The sequence below is a fragment of the Alteromonas gilva genome (genome assembly GCF_028595265.1).
GTDB classification, from domain to species: Bacteria; Pseudomonadota; Gammaproteobacteria; order Enterobacterales; family Alteromonadaceae; genus Alteromonas; species Alteromonas gilva.
The window spans coordinates 910,383-928,159 of record NZ_JAQQXP010000001.1 but is presented as its reverse complement, the minus strand read 5'-3'; the positions used below and the strand labels follow the sequence as shown (position 1 = coordinate 928,159).

19 protein-coding genes are annotated in these 17,777 nt (G+C 49.3%); 10 read left to right on the top strand and 9 right to left on the bottom strand.

The features are described 5' to 3' along the window. Window positions 1-9: 9 nt before the first annotated feature. Window positions 10-1,299, bottom strand: coding sequence for a signal recognition particle-docking protein FtsY (gene ftsY, locus OIK42_RS04145; protein ID WP_273638521.1), 1,290 nt, complete (start codon window positions 1,297-1,299; stop codon window positions 10-12). 81 nt (window positions 1,300-1,380) lie between these two features. Here ftsY and rsmD point away from each other — a divergent pair, with 81 nt between their 5' ends. Next, window positions 1,381-1,971 carry a 16S rRNA (guanine(966)-N(2))-methyltransferase RsmD gene (gene rsmD / locus OIK42_RS04140; protein WP_273638520.1) on the top strand — a complete coding sequence of 197 codons (591 nt, stop codon included), beginning with the start codon at window positions 1,381-1,383 and terminating at the stop codon, window positions 1,969-1,971. A gap of 8 nt (window positions 1,972-1,979) precedes the next feature. Here the strand turns inward: rsmD and OIK42_RS04135 are convergent, their stop codons facing one another. Further along, entirely contained in the window at window positions 1,980-2,567 is a 588-nt protein-coding gene (locus OIK42_RS04135; RefSeq protein ID WP_273638519.1) for a YjaG family protein, read from the bottom strand. Window positions 2,568-2,613: 46 nt separating this feature from the next. Continuing rightward, on the bottom strand, window positions 2,614-3,210 hold the full coding sequence (locus OIK42_RS04130) for a YhgN family NAAT transporter (RefSeq protein ID WP_273638518.1): 597 nt from the start codon (window positions 3,208-3,210) through the stop codon (window positions 2,614-2,616). Between the two features lie 146 nt (window positions 3,211-3,356). Between OIK42_RS04130 and OIK42_RS04125 the strand changes: the two genes are divergently transcribed. Next, complete coding sequence (locus OIK42_RS04125; protein WP_273638517.1) at window positions 3,357-3,539, top strand: helix-turn-helix domain-containing protein; 183 nt, start codon at window positions 3,357-3,359, stop codon at window positions 3,537-3,539. Window positions 3,540-3,563: 24 nt separating this feature from the next. Here the strand turns inward: OIK42_RS04125 and pepB are convergent, their stop codons facing one another. Next, window positions 3,564-4,841: an aminopeptidase PepB gene (gene pepB, locus OIK42_RS04120; RefSeq protein WP_273638516.1), complete on the bottom strand. Its 1,278-nt coding sequence runs from the start codon at window positions 4,839-4,841 to the stop codon at window positions 3,564-3,566. Between the two features lie 33 nt (window positions 4,842-4,874). Between pepB and sfsA the strand changes: the two genes are divergently transcribed. The 6 genes from sfsA (at window position 4,875) to panC (ending at window position 10,309) form a co-directional block, all read left to right on the top strand. Next, entirely contained in the window at window positions 4,875-5,579 is a 705-nt protein-coding gene (gene sfsA / locus OIK42_RS04115) for a DNA/RNA nuclease SfsA (RefSeq protein WP_273638515.1), read from the top strand. 210 nt (window positions 5,580-5,789) lie between these two features. Next, window positions 5,790-6,239, top strand: a complete 450-nt coding sequence (dksA, locus tag OIK42_RS04110) for an RNA polymerase-binding protein DksA (RefSeq protein WP_073320848.1) — start codon at window positions 5,790-5,792, stop codon at window positions 6,237-6,239. 585 nt (window positions 6,240-6,824) lie between these two features. Next, window positions 6,825-8,111, top strand: coding sequence for a polynucleotide adenylyltransferase PcnB (gene pcnB, locus OIK42_RS04105; protein ID WP_273641403.1), 1,287 nt, complete (start codon window positions 6,825-6,827; stop codon window positions 8,109-8,111). Further along, a complete protein-coding gene (gene folK / locus OIK42_RS04100) occupies window positions 8,104-8,613 on the top strand; it encodes a 2-amino-4-hydroxy-6-hydroxymethyldihydropteridine diphosphokinase (RefSeq protein ID WP_273638514.1) in 510 nt (169 codons plus the stop codon). Before pcnB ends, folK begins: the two co-directional genes overlap by 8 nt. Window positions 8,614-8,654: 41 nt before the next feature. Continuing rightward, window positions 8,655-9,452, top strand: coding sequence for a 3-methyl-2-oxobutanoate hydroxymethyltransferase (gene panB, locus OIK42_RS04095; RefSeq protein ID WP_273638513.1), 798 nt, complete (start codon window positions 8,655-8,657; stop codon window positions 9,450-9,452). Then, window positions 9,452-10,309 (top strand): pantoate--beta-alanine ligase, encoded by an 858-nt coding sequence (panC, locus tag OIK42_RS04090; protein WP_273641401.1) that lies wholly within the window; start codon window positions 9,452-9,454, stop codon window positions 10,307-10,309. The genes panB and panC overlap by 1 nt, the downstream gene beginning before the upstream one ends. Here panC and panP read toward each other — a convergent pair. From panP to OIK42_RS04070, 4 genes are all read right to left on the bottom strand, one after another. Continuing rightward, window positions 10,300-11,934, bottom strand: a complete 1,635-nt coding sequence (gene panP / locus OIK42_RS04085; protein WP_273638512.1) for a pyridoxal-dependent aspartate 1-decarboxylase PanP — start codon at window positions 11,932-11,934, stop codon at window positions 10,300-10,302. The two genes, panC and panP, sit on opposite strands and share 10 nt — an antisense overlap. Window positions 11,935-12,267: 333 nt before the next feature. Then, window positions 12,268-12,936 carry a tRNA (guanine(46)-N(7))-methyltransferase TrmB gene (gene trmB / locus OIK42_RS04080; RefSeq protein ID WP_273638511.1) on the bottom strand — a complete coding sequence of 223 codons (669 nt, stop codon included), beginning with the start codon at window positions 12,934-12,936 and terminating at the stop codon, window positions 12,268-12,270. A 3-nt stretch (window positions 12,937-12,939) separates the two neighbouring features. After that, window positions 12,940-13,713 carry an ABC transporter permease gene (locus tag OIK42_RS04075; protein WP_273638510.1) on the bottom strand — a complete coding sequence of 258 codons (774 nt, stop codon included), beginning with the start codon at window positions 13,711-13,713 and terminating at the stop codon, window positions 12,940-12,942. Beyond that, window positions 13,713-14,636, bottom strand: coding sequence for an ABC transporter ATP-binding protein (locus OIK42_RS04070; protein WP_273638509.1), 924 nt, complete (start codon window positions 14,634-14,636; stop codon window positions 13,713-13,715). Before OIK42_RS04070 ends, OIK42_RS04075 begins: the two co-directional genes overlap by 1 nt. A gap of 480 nt (window positions 14,637-15,116) precedes the next feature. On the opposite strand from OIK42_RS04070, the gene OIK42_RS04065 reads away from it, so the two are divergent. Continuing rightward, window positions 15,117-16,034 (top strand): GGDEF domain-containing response regulator, encoded by a 918-nt coding sequence (locus OIK42_RS04065; RefSeq protein WP_273638508.1) that lies wholly within the window; start codon window positions 15,117-15,119, stop codon window positions 16,032-16,034. Between the two features lie 21 nt (window positions 16,035-16,055). On the opposite strand, the gene pdsO is transcribed toward OIK42_RS04065, so the two are convergent. Continuing rightward, a complete protein-coding gene (pdsO, locus tag OIK42_RS04060; protein ID WP_273638507.1) occupies window positions 16,056-16,781 on the bottom strand; it encodes a sortase-associated OmpA-like protein PdsO in 726 nt (241 codons plus the stop codon). A gap of 294 nt (window positions 16,782-17,075) precedes the next feature. Between pdsO and pdsR the strand changes: the two genes are divergently transcribed. Then, window positions 17,076-17,765 carry a proteobacterial dedicated sortase system response regulator gene (gene pdsR, locus OIK42_RS04055; protein WP_273638506.1) on the top strand — a complete coding sequence of 230 codons (690 nt, stop codon included), beginning with the start codon at window positions 17,076-17,078 and terminating at the stop codon, window positions 17,763-17,765. The last annotated feature ends 12 nt before the right edge of the window (window positions 17,766-17,777 follow it).

Here is a 17,777-nt window from a genome sequence, read left to right as displayed (position 1 = left end):
CAACTTACACTAGCTTTTTTCGCCCTCGCTGAACAGCGCTTCGATAAATTCATCGCCATTAAAACCGCGCAAATCATCAATGCCTTCACCGACGCCGATATAACGGATAGGAATGCCAAACTTGTCTGCCACGGCAAAGATAACACCACCTTTGGCCGTACCATCTAACTTGGTGAGAGTAATGCCGGTTAACCCTACCGCCTGGGTAAAGAGTTTTGCCTGACTAATCGCGTTCTGACCGGTGCCAGCATCCAGTGTCAGCATCACCTCATGGGGCGCGTCTGGGTTCAGCTTTTTCATCACCCGCACCACTTTTTTCAATTCTTCCATGAGGTTATCTTTGTTCTGCAAGCGTCCTGCGGTATCGGCAATCAGGATATCCACGCCGCGGGCCTGAGCAGACTGCAGTGCATCGTAAAGTACCGAGGCACTGTCTGAACCGGTTGGTTGGGCAATCACCGGAATACTGTTGCGCTCTCCCCATACCTGCAACTGTTCAACTGCCGCGGCTCTGAACGTATCCCCTGCTGCCAGCATGACCTTTTTGCCCTGCTGTTGGAACTGTTTGGCTAACTTACCAATGGTGGTGGTTTTCCCCACCCCGTTTACCCCTACCATGAGAATAACAAAAGGTCCTTTTGTTTTATCATGCCGGGCAATAACCTCTGGCAGCGGTTGCTCCACGTCATTGAGCAGTTGGCGCAATTGCTTTTTCAGTAATTCGTACAAGGCGTCGCCGTCTTTTAGCTGTGAACGCTTGGCCCCTTCAACTAATTTGTCGATGATTTTCTGGGTCGTATCCATACCCACATCGGCCACCAGTAACTGAGTTTCAAGATCCTCATAGAGCTCATCGTCAATGGCTTTACCCCGAAACAAGCCAACAATACCGCTGCCTAAATTGCTTTTGGTGCGAGACAAGCTCGCTTTTAAGCGACCAAACAATGACGTTTTGGGTTCTGGTTCTGGTTCTGGTTCTGGTTCTGGTTCTGGTTCTGGTTCTGGTTCTGGTTCTGGTTCTGGTTCTGCAGGAGTTTGCCCGGCATCGACGTCGGCATTCACTAATATCTCCGCTGGCGGCGTAATGTCAATGCTTTCCGGCTGCTCTGCGGTATCTCCCCGCGTGATTATTTCCACTTTATCAGATTGCACCGACGGCGCTGCTTCACTACTTGAATCTGTTTTCGATTCCGCTTCAGCCTGGTCTTCTTGTGGCTTTTCTTCGGGCTGCTCGGGTGCCGGAGGCGGCGCTTTATCCTGGTTTTTGTTTTTACTTAACCAGCCAAAAAGTTTCGACATTATTTAGACAATTCCTTACTGAGAATGCGCGACTGCGGTAAACTACACTACTATCTATACATAATACCATCGACAGGTACAATGAATCGAGTAGCAAAACACAAACGCCGCCCCGCCAGGCCAACTGGCAGTGTCAGATTGATCAGCGGCCAGTGGCGTGGCCGGCGCCTGCCGGTGCTGGATGCGGAAGGATTAAGGCCAAGTACAGACCGTACCAGGGAAACCCTGTTTAACTGGTTAATGGCTGATACTCAGGGCAGCAACGTGCTTGATGTCTTTGCCGGCTCCGGCGTGCTTGGCCTCGAAGCCTTGTCCCGCTATGCAAATTCCGCCGTATTCATTGAAATGCAGTCCGGTACCGCACGACAACTTGAGCAAAACTTAGCAACACTGAACGCCAGGGCTGATGTGCATTGCGGCAACGCGCTGACAATTCTGCCAACGCTGGGGAAACAATTTGATATTGTATTTATCGACCCTCCTTTTGGGCAGGATCTGGTCAATAGCACACTGACACTTTTACACGCCCATCAGCTGTTGGCCGATAACGCCAAAATTTATATCGAGCAGGAAGTCAACGGACCAGCCATTGTGTTGCCACCAGGCTGCCATATGAGCAAGCAAAAACAGGCCGGCCAGCTCACTTACTGTCTGCTCGGGTACGCTGAGTAAAACGTCCGTTACTGTGAAGGGTTAAGTTCGAGCCCGATGTTGCTAATCCCTTCACTGCTCGCAACCGATTTCAAGGTGGCTACTTTTTGCGTAATCGGCCCTTTACCGTCTAGCACCGCCAGTAACTCCTGCTGAATAGCAATTTCAAATTGCATCAACGGGTGATCTTTCACGTCATCATCGGTGGCTTCGCCTGTGGCAAGCAGGTAGGCTTCAACGCTGCCTTGCGAGAGTTTACTGACGACAACCGCGCCATGAGGATCGACTTTTAAAATCAGATTGATGGCTGACGACATGGCAATCGCAGCATCCAGTGCCGGATAAACCCCGTAAGAGTCGAAGTCGGCCACATCCGGGGTGGCTTCTTCGACTTTTTCTAACTGAATCGCAAAGTTAATTTTGCTCTTTGGACTGACTAACGATTCCCAAATTAATGCCAGGCAATTGCCGAGTGTATCCGCATCAGCAAATTCGCTTAATTCACAAAACAGCCGGTAATTGGGCTCCATACGCTGCAGCAATGCTGCACTGAATGCAATGGCATCGGTTCCTTGCAGTGCCCGGACCTGAGCAAAGGTGGAGAGTTTTTTAGTCACAGTATTGCCTGTTTAACAGAAGTAAGTGGGTACTATGGTGAGCATATTAACTCACCTGTGAAAAATAGGTACCCACGCCATCTAAAAACATCTGAATCGCAATCATAACCAGGATCATCCCCATCAGCCGCTCCATGGCGGTTAAACCACGTTCGCCAAGGAGGCGGTGGAAGGCTCCGGAAAACAGTAAAATCGTTGCACTGACCAACCAGGATGCGCCCAGGGCCAAAGACCAGTCAGCCATACGGTCGGGGTTTTGATTAGACAACAATATCAGCGCCGCCAGCGTCGATGGGCCGGCGATCATCGGTATTGCCAAAGGTACAATGTAGGGTTCTTCGCCGGCCGCCAGACCAATAGGACTGCCACCCGCCTGGGGGAAAATCATTTTCAGCGCAATGAGAAACAAAATGATGCCGCCGGCAATGCTGACCGTTTCTTGTTTGACGTTGAGGAAATCCAGCACAGCCTGGCCGCTGAACAGAAACACATAAAGGATGACTAACGCAAAAAGGAGCTCGCGGATGAGCACCACACGTCGCCGTTTAGGCTCAATCATTTTAAGTACCGACATAAATATCGGCAGATTGCCGAGCGGATCCATAATTAAAAATAACATGACCGCGGCTGACCAGGTGTCCATGAAAAAGTGTCTCCTATAGCGATTTTAACTGTGTAACAACCTGTCAGGATTGGTGTATGCTCAACAACACAACAGTTTATTTCACAAAAATTAATTTTTGCGCTTTACTTTATAACGTCAATGCTAACAAATAGGTAATAATAATTATGAGTTTAATGACAGTCCAGGAAGTCGCTGATTTCCTTAACGTTCAGGAAATCCGGGTTGAACGCCTACAACGCGAGAGCTTGCTGGTTGCCAAAGATAACGATGCCGATGGCAAACCACTGTTTGACAGTGACGAAGTGCAACGTTACAAAACACTGGCAGAGCGATTAGGGGGCATATAACCCCCTGTACTGCAAGTGCCCGGATTACGCCTGCATGAACGCTGCGATGGTTGACACGCCAGCAGCCGTAGCGCCTGCCGGCATTTCTGCTGTAGCACTGCCATGGTACGCCGCGGCTAAGTCCAGATGTAACCAGTTTTGCGGCTCTTGCACGAAGCGCGACAAAAACCCTGCAGCATTCGAGGCTCCGCCACCACCACCGCCTTTTTGCGGACGACTATTGGCCGTATCTGCAAATGCAGACGGGCATTTTTCCTGATGCCATAATTCCAGCGGCAAAGGCCAGAATTTTTCTTGCTGAGTATCAGCCTGCGATAATAATGACTGGCTCAACGCGGCATTTAAACTAAAGACCGCATGATAGTCATTGCCCAATGCAACTGTGGCAGCCCCGGTCAGGGTCGCGGCATCGATAATACAGCCCGGATTTTCCTGTGAAGCAGCAATCAGGCCGTCAGCCAATACCAGTCTTCCTTCTGCATCGGTATTAACAATTTCTACGGATACGCCGTTTTTGTACGTCAGGATATCGCCAAGCTTGTACGCATGACCACTTACCAGGTTTTCGGCGCAGCACAAATACAATTTAACGCGCTTTTTGAGCCCTTGCATTATTGCCAATCCTAACGCACCGGTGACTGTCGCGGCGCCGCCCATGTCACATTTCATATCCAGCATACCTTCGCTGGATTTTAAACTGTATCCGCCACTGTCAAAGGTAATCCCTTTGCCGACCAGCGCATAAGCAACCGCCTCGTTGTCGTCACCCGACGGGTTGTAATCCAATTCCAGCATAGCCGGCGGTCTCTCACTGCCGCGGCCCACATTATAGATGCCAATCCAACCTTGTTCGGCCAGCGCTTCACCACTGATGATGTTATATTTTACCGCCTGTGGGTTAAGTGATGACAGCCATTCGGCGCTTTGTGTGGCCAGATCCATCGGTGCCAGTGCTTCGGGCGTATCGTTAGTCAATTTGCGGGTAAATTGTCTGGCTGCAAACGTTTGCTCTACCGCCGTTAAATCCTGGTTGTCGCAAAAATGCACCTGTCCGCTATTTCTGACTTTGGTAAAACTGATGGCAAAAGCGATTTGCTCAGCCGGCGTCCATTCACCCTTCAGGGTTACTGATGGTATGCCTAAGGCATCGATTTGACGTGCAGCTTTGCGCACAATGCGGAGCCGCTCAGTACTATCGCCGAGATGAATAGTTACTTCGCTGCCGGTTACACTGATTAAGGCTTTATCGCCCCAATGCGAATCCGCCGGGTTGGTCGTGATCTTCACCTTCATGTCAGTCATAATGCTCCTTACTTAATAATGTCAGGTATTTCAATGCAGTTTACTTCACCTTTGTTGCGCGGCACACTCCTGCGGCGATATAAACGCTTTTTCGCCGATATTGAGCTCGATACAGGTGAGCAAATCACCGCGCATTGCCCCAATACAGGGGCAATGACAGGCTGCGCCGAACCCGGCTTTACCGTGTATGTCAGCCCTGCCAATAATCCCAAACGTAAACTAAAGTTCACATGGGAACTCGCTGTCACTTCGGATAATCACTGGATCGGCATTAATACGCACCATGCTAACAAATTAGTTCAGGAAGTGTTGGAACAACGTCCACCATCGGTCTTCGGTCGACTACAGAGCATCAGACGTGAGGTCACGCCGCCGTCGGGTTCATCGCGCTTTGACTTTTGCCTTACCCGGGCTGACGATTCGCTGCTATATGTCGAGGTTAAATCGGTCACACTGGAAGTCGCCAGAAAAGGCTATTTCCCCGATGCGGTCACACAACGCGGCCAGAAACATGCTCTCGAACTTGCTGAACTGGCAAAACAGGGGATCGCCACGGGCTTGTTCTTTTGTGTACAACATACCGGTATCGACAGCGTTCACCTGGCTGAGCATATCGACCCGGTTTACGCCGACGCCGTGCGCCACGCAGCCCAAGCCGGCGTGGATATCGTGGCCATGGGGTGCCAAATAAGCCAAGAAAAAATTGTTTTAAATCAACAGCTACCTATTATTTTGTAAAAAAAGAGTTGATTTTTAAAAAATGGACGTCATATTTGCGCCTTGCTGAAATATGCATGTACCTGTTGGTACAGCCTTGGGCAAACAAATTAGCTAATGTTTGCCTCGATCAGTCAAAGACACTTTACGTTGCCTGTACAACACTATTCTGCTATAGATTATCGTTTATTGCAGGACATTTAGGGTGTCGAAGTGTAGGAGAAGTGACACATGCCAGCTGAAAAAGAAACCAAGTCCCTTGGTCTATTGGCACTAGCCGGGCTCACCCCGTACCAGCCAAAAGACGACGAAGAATATATGAACGATGCTCAGATGGAGCATTTTCGTCTGATATTAAAAGCCTGGCGTAACCAATTGCGAGAAGAAGTTGACCGCACGGTTACTCACATGAAGGATGAGGCTGCCAATTTCCCGGATCCGGTTGATCGCGCCGCCCAGGAAGAAGAGTTTAGTTTGGAGTTGCGTACCCGTGACCGCGAACGCAAGCTCATTAAGAAGATTGAAAAAACACTAAAGCGTATTGAAGAAGACGATTTTGGCTTCTGTGACTCTTGCGGTATAGAAATCGGCATTCGTCGCCTTGAGGCACGCCCCACAGCCGATCTTTGTATTGACTGTAAGACCATGGCAGAGATCAAAGAAAAACAGCTCCAGGGTTAACCCCTTGCAGTGCCGGTTAGTGCTAAGCAACTAACCGGCGTCGTCACTTACGCCCTCATACCCGGAACATTGCGGTAGGCGGTGTGGCAACTGAGCTACTCGCAATAAAATCCATGCTCTACATTACTCCGGCCCGCCTGAACTCAACCAACAGTAAGCAATCAATACACCCCTTTGCCGTTTTTTATCACCGTAATAGCATTGGCAGGTGTGCAAAGGTACTTATTTTATTTAATCTGACGATGACAGCCTGATTTGATCCGGGTACTAAAGTGCAAGCTATCAGGCAATCGAAGCAGTGAAAATTATTACTAACGCGTTAAAATGTTTATGCCCTGTAAAGTTTTAATGTGCGGCTTTCGCCCCCCGACAAACCCGTTCATACGCTGTCTGATACCTAAATAGTGGTCATTTACGCATAAAATTGTACTTAAATGGCATGAAATTATTGTCGACAGGGCAGAATCTACCTATCATAACGGCTCTGATAGATAAGGAGTAGTTACCATCATCACCCGTGTTCTGGACAAGGTAAAACGAGCATTAAGCAGAGACACCGAACAACCGCCACTGACAGGCGTGGTGATCCCGCGTGCTGAACATAATATTTCACGCGCCGACATCAGCGACAATGCACTCAAAGTGATGTACCGGCTGAATAATGCAGGTTTCGAGGCGTATCTGGTTGGTGGTTGCGTGCGCGACCTGATGCTGGGACATAAGCCTAAAGATTTTGACGTGGTAACGAATGCAACGCCCGAACAAATCAAAGGTTTGTTCAGAAATTGCCGCTTAATTGGCCGTCGTTTTCGCCTTGCCCATATCGTGTTTGGCCGCGAAATTATCGAAGTGGCCACCTTTCGGGGCCATCATAGTGACGATACCGCGCTTGCCAAACAAGATGAGCAGGGGCAGCTGGTTCGCGACAACGTATTTGGCAGCATAGAAGAAGACGCCGAGCGACGCGATTTCACTTTCAACGCCATGTATTACGAAGTTGCAAACTTCACTGTCACCGATTTTGCCCAGGGCGTAAAAGCGATAAAACGCCGTGAAGTTGATCTGATTGGCGATCCCGATCTTCGGTATCGGGAAGATCCGGTACGCATGCTGCGGGCCGTGCGTTTCGCCGCCAAACTGGATATGACGATTAATCCGCGCACCGCGAAACCGATCAATGAACTGGCTCACTTACTATCGAATATTCCACCGGCACGACTGTTTGAAGAAATTCTCAAATTGTTTTTATCTGGCAGTGGCCTGAAGACATTTCGTTTGCTCAAACAGTACAAGTTACTTGAGCCATTGTTTCCTATACTGGCCAAGGTTATCAATGCCCCCGACAGCCGTGAAATGGCGTTGATTGAGCGGGTCCTTGAAAATACCGATGAAAGGGTGAACACCGGCCAACGTGTTACGCCTGCGTTTTTAATTGCAACCTTGCTCTGGTACCCGGTAGAAGAGCACGCCACAAAATTGCAAGCTGAGGCCGGCCTGAATAGCCATGATGCCTTTAATATTGCGATGGGAGATGTACTGCACAGACAATCTCAACGCATAATGATACCCAAACGTTTTAGCACAGTGGTTCGGGATATCTGGCACTTACAGCAGCGCTTGCCACGGCGTTTTGGTCGCCGTGCGTATCAACTGTTGTCACACCCTAAGTTTCGCGCTGGTTATGACTTTTTGCTAGCACGAGGCGAAACAGAAGGTGGTAAAATACTCGAATTAGCCGAGTGGTGGACGCAGTTTCAACAGGCAGCACCTGGTGCACAGAAAAAGATGCTCACCAGCCTGCGCCAACAAGAAGGTAAAGCCCCCCGTAAACGCAAGCGGCCAAGCAAAGCAAAATCGAATAACCATGCTTAGCCATACAAGTATCGTTTACATTGGTCTGGGTAGCAATCTGGGTGACTCAGCAGGACAGTTAGGATCGGCGTTGTCTGCCATTGACGCGTTGTCCGATACGCAAATTGTTAACACCTCGTCATTTTACCAAAGTAAACCAATGGGGCCGCCTGATCAGCCTGTTTACGTTAACGCGGTAGCGCAACTAACCACGGCGCTGGCGCCCCATGAGTTACTGAACGAACTTCAAAAAATCGAGTCCCAACATGGTCGTGTTCGTCAGGGAGAACGCTGGGGGCCAAGAACACTCGACCTGGATATACTGCTATTCGGTAACGAGACGATTAAGACCGACACATTAACCGTTCCCCATGTCGGTATGTCAGAACGTGAGTTTGTATTGGTACCACTGTTTGAGATTAGCCCGGAAATGGTGATGCCCGACGGTTTGCCACTATCGGTATGGGTCTCGCGCTGCTCTTTGGATGGCCTAAAGCGCCTCACTTCTTTTAAAAAGCCGTAATTTAGGTATAGTGCCCACTTTATTGAACGGGGAGAATGCCCATGAAAAAAATCACCATTTCAACGCTGTTAGCGCGTAAGCAAGCTGGCGAAAAGATCACCGCCCTGACTGCTTATGATGCCAGTTTTGCCAAACTGTTTGATGAGCAGGGCACAGAAGTACTGCTGATTGGCGATTCTCTCGGTATGGTTCTACAAGGTCAGGACAGTACCTTACCTGTCACAACGTCCGATATTGCCTATCACACCCGAGCGGTGGCCGCCGGCGCAAAAACATCATTCATTGTAGCCGATATGCCATTTATGTCTTACGCCTCAGCAGACCAAGCATATGAAAATGCCGGCACGCTCATGGCGGCCGGCGCCAGCATGGTTAAACTGGAAGGCGGCAGTTGGTTGTGCGACACCATTACTGGCTTAAAACAACGCGGCGTGCCGGTATGCGGCCATTTAGGCCTGACGCCTCAGTCGGTAAATGTGTTTGGCGGTTTTAAAGTTCAGGGACGCGATGCCGACAAAGCGCAGCAACTCATCACCGATGCCTTAGCACTTGAAGCCGCCGGAGCACAGATGCTCGTTCTGGAATGTGTGCCGACCTCGCTGGGCAGGGAGGTTAGCGAAAAATTATCAATACCGGTTATTGGTATTGGTGCAGGCGTTGATACCGACGGCCAAATCCTGGTGATGCACGATATGCTTGGTGTCAGCGCCAACTATATGCCCAAATTTTCCAAAAACTATTTAAGTGAAACCGGTGATCTGCGCAAAGCCGTTACACTGTATTTAGAGCAGGTTAAAAACGGCGAATTCCCCGGCCCAGAACACAGTTTTGAACAATGATGCAATTTATAGAATCTCTCGACATATTACGCCAGCTTCGTCAGCAATGGCGACAGGGCAATCTGCGAGTCGCCTTTGTACCGACGATGGGCAATTTACATGACGGCCATATTGAACTGGTAAAGCAGGCCAAAGCACGCGCCGATAAAGTGGTAGTGTCAATTTTTGTCAACCCTATGCAGTTTGGCGCCAACGAAGATCTCGACGCTTACCCACGCACGCTCGATGCTGACCGCGCCAGGCTTGAGGCGGAAGGCGTTGACGCATTGTTTTTTCCGGCGGTCAGCGATATCTATCCACATGGACTTGGTGAGCAAACCTTTGTGGAAGTGCCGGGCATCTCTGACCTGCTGTGCGGAGCAAGTCGACCCGGTCATTTTCGCGGTGTCGCCACTATTGTTTGCAAACTGTTTAACATGGTACAGCCCGATGTGGCCTGTTTTGGCGAGAAGGATTATCAGCAACTTCAGGTAATTCGTACCATGGTGGCTGATTTATCCATGCCAATAGAGATTGTCGGCATCGCCACGAAGCGCCAGCAAGACGGCCTGGCGATGAGCTCGCGAAATGGCTATTTAAGTAACGAGCAGCGCACCACTGCCACCACCATTTATGCCACCATGCAGACGATGCGTGATGCCATTGTTGCCGGCCAGCAAAGCTTAAGAGACATTGAAAAAACCGGCCAGGCGCAGTTGATTGGCGCGGGCTTAACCCCTGACTACGTTACAATCGCGAACGGCCGAACCTTAAAACCAGCTCAATCCGATGACGTTAAACTGGTTATATTAGTTGCCGCATATATGGGTAAAACCCGGCTTATTGATAATATGCAAATAACGCTACATCAGGCCTGATGTAGCGCTTCACACTGACTGTTCGCCATAAGCTGCTGCCACACCAGGTTGCGGGCTGCTATGGCATGCTGCTCTTCCAGTATGGCCTTAAGATCGCGGGTGTTAGTCAGCGGATTCGCCAGCACCACCCGAAACACCGTAATCGGATATGCGCCATATTCCGGGCTTTCTAAACGGGTACGGGATACGAACGATTTCCCGGCCTCACGCTGTAACTTTTGCACGTTAACCACTAAACGATCGACCTGGCTGTTAAGCTTTTTGGCGTCTTTTTGGGGTAACGCTGACAAGCACTGTTGAATTTTAGCCGGGCAAACCCGATAGGTCAGAATCGACAACGTCGGTGCTGTTACCAGCTCAAAATCCGGTAACGCATCAATCATCGCGGCATACTTTTTGGCCTTTTCGATGCTTTGATTAATCAGTAATTCATAACCTCTGCGCCCAATAATGTGCAATGAAGAATACACCATCATTGCCATGCCATTACGCGAGCCTTCCAGGGTCGTGGCGCCGAGATCCTTTGAACCTTCCCGTAGTATGTACTGGGCGTGGTGGCGGACCGCATTGGCGTCTTCAGGGTTCTTAAACAGTGCCATGCCCGCGCCCATGGGCACGTACATCTGCTTATGCGCGTCAATGGTGACCGAGTCGGCACGCTCAATACCTTTTAAGATCCCGCGGTAAGACTTTGAAAACAGCGTTGCGCCGCCCCAGGCTGCATCAACATGAAACCAACAACCCAGTTCTTTTGCCACATCGGCCAGTTCGTCGAGCGGATCAACGTGCCCCGTTTCGGTGGTGCCACCAATACCAATAATCGACAACAACCGATTGCCCTGTTCCTGATACTCGCGACCTTTTTTCAGCGCAAGTTCGGGATCCAGTACTTGCTCAGGACACGGTAAGGTCACCAGATTATCCCGGCCAATGCCAAGCACATCGACCGCCTTTGATAAGCTGTAGTGACCACGCTTTGAACACAGCACACCGAGGTTATTAATGCCATAATGCCGATACGCACTCGCCAATCCTGCGCGAGCTACACCGGCAAACTGACCATCAGGCCCCAGGCATTTATTGCGGGCTACCCACAGCGCGGTAATATTGGCAACTGTGCCGCCGGAACAAAACGCCCCCAGAGCATGCCGTGCGCTGTGTAAGTATTGTGTATAAAAGGGCTCGTCCTGCTCATAGACCAGATTGTGCATCATCCCTAACACCTGGCGTTCGAGTGGGGTAAACGCTTTTGACGTTTCAATTTTTACCAGGTTTTGGTTCAGGCCCACCAGCAGTTTGGCCAACGATAAATGGAAATACGGCAAGGCCGACGTCATGTGCCCGATAAACGTTGGAGAGTAGGTGTTAACTGAATGTGCGACCAGCTTTTCCAGCAGGTTTTCAGCATGGGTCGAAACAAACTCCGGAGACTCCGGAACCACCGCATCGGCAAAGTCCTGCTCAACCTCTTCCAGCGAGGTCTTCTTAGTCACCACATGCTGCGACAAGAAATCAAGAATATTGTCGGAAAGGTGTTCTTCAATTTGTGCCAGCTTGGAGTCTTTGTGCTCTGGCTTGGTAAATACCCGAAACAGGTGTTTCAAGCTTACTTGTGCTTCACCCACACTGTACACCTCTCAACTTGAAAATGATAACTGCGCCTTGGTTACGACCGTCTGCTACAAATAAGCCAGACCGCTCCGGTCACAGTACCCTTATACGGTATCGCCTGAAACCAGAACTGTAAGCTTAGCGCAGGCCTTTCAGAATCTGCGGACTTTAGCGCAGATAAGCCTTCACGCCAATAGCAGCGTTACATTCTGTATCAAATGACGCTCTGTGAAACCGCGGGTTACACGAACCTAACAAATGTTGATTATAAAGATTTTACGGCAGAAAACCCATGAAAATCGTCACACTCTGGGCTTATTCGGCAATCTTAGCAGCAATATCGTTAATTATACGCGTCTTAACCGCCAACAGACCTGGCCACTGTTGCGATACTTGAGTTCGAAGGGCGTTATCGCGCGGCTGTGCTTGGGAACCTCGGTGATTTCACACTGCACGCCATAGGCCGCCGCCGCCTGGGCAAACTCCTGTAAGTAGATAAGCCAGTTACTTCTTACCTCCAGTTGTGGTGCCAATGCCATCAGATCCGGCATGGCAGGGCTGGCATGCCAGCGTTTTTGCACCTGAGAAGGCTTAGGATAGGGATTCGGATAACATAAATAATGGGCTTTGAGTTGCCAGGCGCTGCTATCTGCCGCGCCGCGCAGCAATCGCCAAAAGTCGATGACATCAGCCCGTACCACGCGGTAATTCGTTGCTGCGCTTTGGTAGTGCGAATGCTTTGCAACCCGCAGATCAGATTTATCTAAGCCAATGACCCTGGCATCACTGAACTGCTCGGCAAGTCCGGCAGTGCTCTGCCCGACCCCACAACACGAATCAAGAATGATATCGCCTTGCCAGTCACCCAGCCAGGCCATTGTTTCATCAAAGGCATCCCGGGTATGCTTGTGCACGGGCCGGCGATTTTCAGTTTGCTGGTATTTGGCAACAATCGCATCGAGCTTTTCATGAACACCCGGTTGCTGACTTTCTACCCGTCGGGAATTTCCTTGCATTGTTTATGTTCTTATTCCGGTGCCGCGTTTAAGTAATGTATAAGCAATCAAAAACAAAGCAACATTAAACAATACCAGCAACCCCATTGCGGCAGTAATATCGACGTCTGACACCCCTAAAAATCCGTATCTGAAACCATTTACCATGTATACAATCGGATTGACTTTACTGACCATCTGCCAAAAGTCAGGCAACAGTGTTAATGAATAAAACACACCACCTAAATAGGTCAGAGGCGTTAACACAAAGGTCGGGATGAGACTGATGTCATCAAAGGTTTTGGCAAAAATACCGTTGACCAGACCGGCAGTGGCAAACAGCGTCGCGGTGAGGAGCAACGTCAGCACAATGACAATAAAATTATGAATTTGCACATCAACAAAAAACATCGACACTAAGGTGACAATTAATCCAATCAGCATTGCCCTGGCCACCCCGCCACCGACATAACCGAGAATAATCACCGACGTAGGCACCGGTGCGACCAGCATTTCTTCGAGATTTCGTTGAAATTTAGCACTAAAAAATGATGATGCAACATTGGAGTAAGCATTGGTAATCACCGACATCATGATAAGGCCGGGAACAATAAATTCCATGTAACTAAAGCCGCCCATCTGGCCAATCCGCTCACCAATCAGGTTCCCGAATATAATAAAATACAAGCTCATCGTAATGGCGGGTGGCACCAGGGTTTGTATCCAGATGCGCAAAAATCGGGTGCATTCTTTTATCCAAATTGTGGTCAGCGCAATCCAGTTATTTCCAGCAGACATTAAGCAGACTCCTTACGCCCGGCTTCAACCAGACTGACAAATAATTCTTCCAGACGGTTGGCCTTGTTACGCAAACTCATTACCTGTATACCCTGCTCCGACAGTTGACTGAATACGGCATTTAACCCGTCGGTCTTCGCCACGTCGACCTCCAGCGTTGAACCATCGAGCAGGCGGTGTTCAAACCCTTCCAGCGTGACGCGCTGAATGTCGCCTTGCAGATCCAACACAAAGGTTTCGATATTGAGCTTGGACAACAGCGCCTTCATGGACGTGTTCTCAACAATTTTTCCCTTATCGATAATCGCGATATTACGACACAACATTTCGGCTTCTTCGAGATAATGGGTCGTCAGAATAATGGTAATACCCCGCGCGTTAATCTCTTGCAAGAATTGCCACATAGAACGGCGGATTTCGATATCAACCCCCGCGGTCGGCTCGTCGAGGATCAGCATTTTGGGTTCATGCATTAAGGCACGGGCAATCATTAACCGGCGCTTCATGCCCCCTGATAATTCCCGCGCCCGGGCATTGCGTTTTTCCCAAAGGTCGAGCTGGGTCAGGTATTTTTCGGCCCGTTCATGGGCTATCTTGCGCGGCACACCATAATACCCGGCCTGATTTAACACAATCTGCAGCACGGTCTCAAACTGATTAAAGTTGAACTCTTGTGGCACCAGGCCTATGCACGCTTTGGCCTGTTCTTTCTGTGTATCCAGATCATAGCCAAACACTTCGACCTGACCAGATGTTTGATTCACCAGTGAGCTAATAATACCAATAGTGGTGGATTTACCGGCGCCATTGGGACCCAGCAGAGCGAAAAAGTCGCCTTCATTGACAGTTAACTCCACCCCTTTTAAGGCGTGGACTCCGCCACGGTATGTTTTAGTTAAGCCTGTTATTGTTAACGCTTGCATGCTTTATTCCGAGCTTATTGTAATGATGCCATTAAGGCAGGAAACTGCGATAACGCCTGAACACGTCTACCACGTGGAAACAAAATTCGGCGGTGCAGTTAAATTGCTCACCGTAAGACGTTTTGCCGGCCGCCCACGGCGAATGATTTGCAGCCATTGATATAGTAACACTTTTTTTAATATCAAGGGGCTAAGGCTAAGTTCGTTACCGGATCCAACTGGTAATGGTGAATCATCAGATAATGTAGCCATAACGTGGTTGCAACCAAGTGGAAACGCCTTCATTACTACCAGACTACCACAACGCGGTGATTGACTGACACATCCTCAGCGAACTCCGGGCGGGTGTTATGCCCAGCATTTAGAGCCAACAAGGCTGCTCACCTCAACGTTAATGTTCATAAACGTATTGTGAAAGAACCTACTAGTGGTATGGTTACGGTTAAGTATCCACAAGAATACAGAAGTTAAAGAGCACAGATGTTTCAACTGGCCTCCAAAAACCTGGCGTCCAGCAATATTTTGATTGTTGACGACGATGAGATAAGCAGCACATTGATTGCGGCAATTTTAAGTGAAGTATGTCAGTGCTTTACCGTTTCTAATGCGCTGGATGCATTGGATTTTTGCGAGAATAACCTGCCGGATTTGATGGTGGTAGATGTCAACATGCCAGGCATGGATGGCCTCACTTTGTGCAAAAAAATAAAACAAAGCAAAGCAACTGAAGATGTTCCGGTTATTTTTATTACCTCGAATACCGGCGAAAACTCACAAAATGACTGCTGGCAAGCAGGCTGCAGTGATTTCGTTCCCAAGCCGGTTATCGCACAAACCTTGATACACCGCGTAAAAAATCAGCTACTAAGCAAATTACGTTTAGATGCAATAATGAAAATGACCTTTCACGACTCTCTGACCGGTCTCTATAACCGCAATTACATTACCCAGGAGTATCCTATCCTGGCGCGCCAACTCAACCGTGATCAGCAGCCACTCGGGCTGATCATATTTGATGTGGACAACTTTAAGCAGTACAACGATACCTATGGCCACCTGCAAGGTGATATCTGTCTGGCCCGCGTCGCAGATGCAATGAGGAAATTCGGCCGGCGCGCAAGAGATGCTTTGGTTCGCTTTGGTGGGGAAGAATTTATTGCCTTACTGCCCAATACCTCACTCACCGATACAACCAGGTTGGCTAATCAGATTATCCAGGCGGTATTTAATTTAAACATCCCGCATACAACCTCGTCACTAGGCCGGGTAACCCTGAGTGCCGGGGCGGTAAGCGTGCAAAATTTTGATCAGTATGTATTGGATGAAGTCATCGAACAGGCTGATATCAACCTGTACGATGCAAAACTGGAAGGTAAAAATCAGGTCGTTGCCAGCTAAACTTTTGCAGCCCCTCCTGACTTAACGACGGGCTGTTAACGTTGCATCGGCCTCGCCTAACTCAATCACGACCTTGCGATCAAAAAATGTCCCTTCGTATTCCTTATACCGGCTTTTTTCCTCACCTACAGCCAAAGTAAGCACTTGCTTTTTATCTACTCCCTGATTAAGCAGGTACTGTTTTACACTGATCGCTCTTTGCATCGACAGCGCCTGATTATACGCGGCATCACCGCGCTGATCAGCATACCCGGTTAAGCGTGCCTGTAGCGAAGGATACCCTTTTAGTGCCCTGGCGATTAAATCCAGTTGCTGCTGGTAGTCGGGCGCAATTTGATGGGCACCGGTTTGAAACTGAACGCTACTTTGTAACGTGATGGCTGGTGTAACGGTTTCCTCTTTAGCAGATGCCGGTGTGAGTCTGGCTTGCTGCATCTGTTGCAATTGACTGCGCATAGCCAGCAGCGATTGATCGCGTTCAGACAACAGTTGTGATTGCGCTGACAAGCGTTGCTCCCTGGCCGCCAGAGCTTTGTCCTGGCGTACGTCGTTGCCGAGCATTGCCCCCATCATCCCGGCCACCGCAGCGCCTGCCGGACCAGCCACAATAGCTCCAATGACAATACCGGAGCCTAAGCCTATTTCTGGCGCATGTTCATAACCGGTTTTTTGCTCAGCCGCCGATACTGCAGCAACGTGGGCAACATATGACATCGCGAATACCGTAGAAAGAAGTGTTTTACGCATGGTGATTTCCTTTTGGAGTTAAACATTGTGTGGTTGACTGAGGCGTATTACACCAACGGGTTCTGGCAATGCGCTATCTAAATCGGGGCAATGTAATGGATAATAAAGCACGATCAGGCCCTCGATGAGGACATGCACATTAACGCGATGCGCCAACACGGCGGCGTTGCGACTTATTCCGCAGGGCAATCATGGCAAAAAAATGGCAAGGTGATGGAAATTGTGTCGAACTTACACCGCAATACAATAACTAAGATATAGTTGTCGGCAAGAAACACACAGGAACAAATAATAATGCCAAGAACCATTGCCATTGTGGAAGATGATATTGCTATTCGGGACAATTACACCGCCGTGCTCAGCGGACAGGGTTACAAGGTTCAGGCGTATGCCGATCGTCCCACTGCCAGCCATGCTTTCAGCCAGAATTTACCGGATTTAGCAATTATCGATATTGGTCTCAAAGAGGAAATGGAAGGCGGTTTCTTACTTTGCCAACAGCTCAGGCAACTGTCGCAAACCCTGCCAATTATTTTTTTTACCGCGCGTGACAATGACGTTGATACCATTAGCGGCTTGCGGATGGGCGCCGACGATTACCTCACCAAAGATATTAGTATGGCGCACTTAACGGCGCGTATTGCTGCATTGTTTCGCCGCAATGACTTGCTGGCAACGCCCAAACTTGACTCGGAAACTATCCGACTGAGTCACTTAACGGTGGATGTTAACCGCATGACCGTGAGCTGGAAAGACATTCCTGTTGCACTCACCGTCACCGAATTCTGGATGTTGCATGCGCTGATTAAACGCCCGGGACACGTTAAAAGCCGCCAGCAGCTTATGGACGAGTCGCAGATGGTGGTCGACGACTCCACCATCACTTCGCATATTAAGCGCATGCGTAAAAAGTTTATTCAGCTTGATGACAGTTTTGATCATATTGATACCGTGTACGGCATGGGTTATCGCTGGCAGCAGTAAGTCGTAACGAGG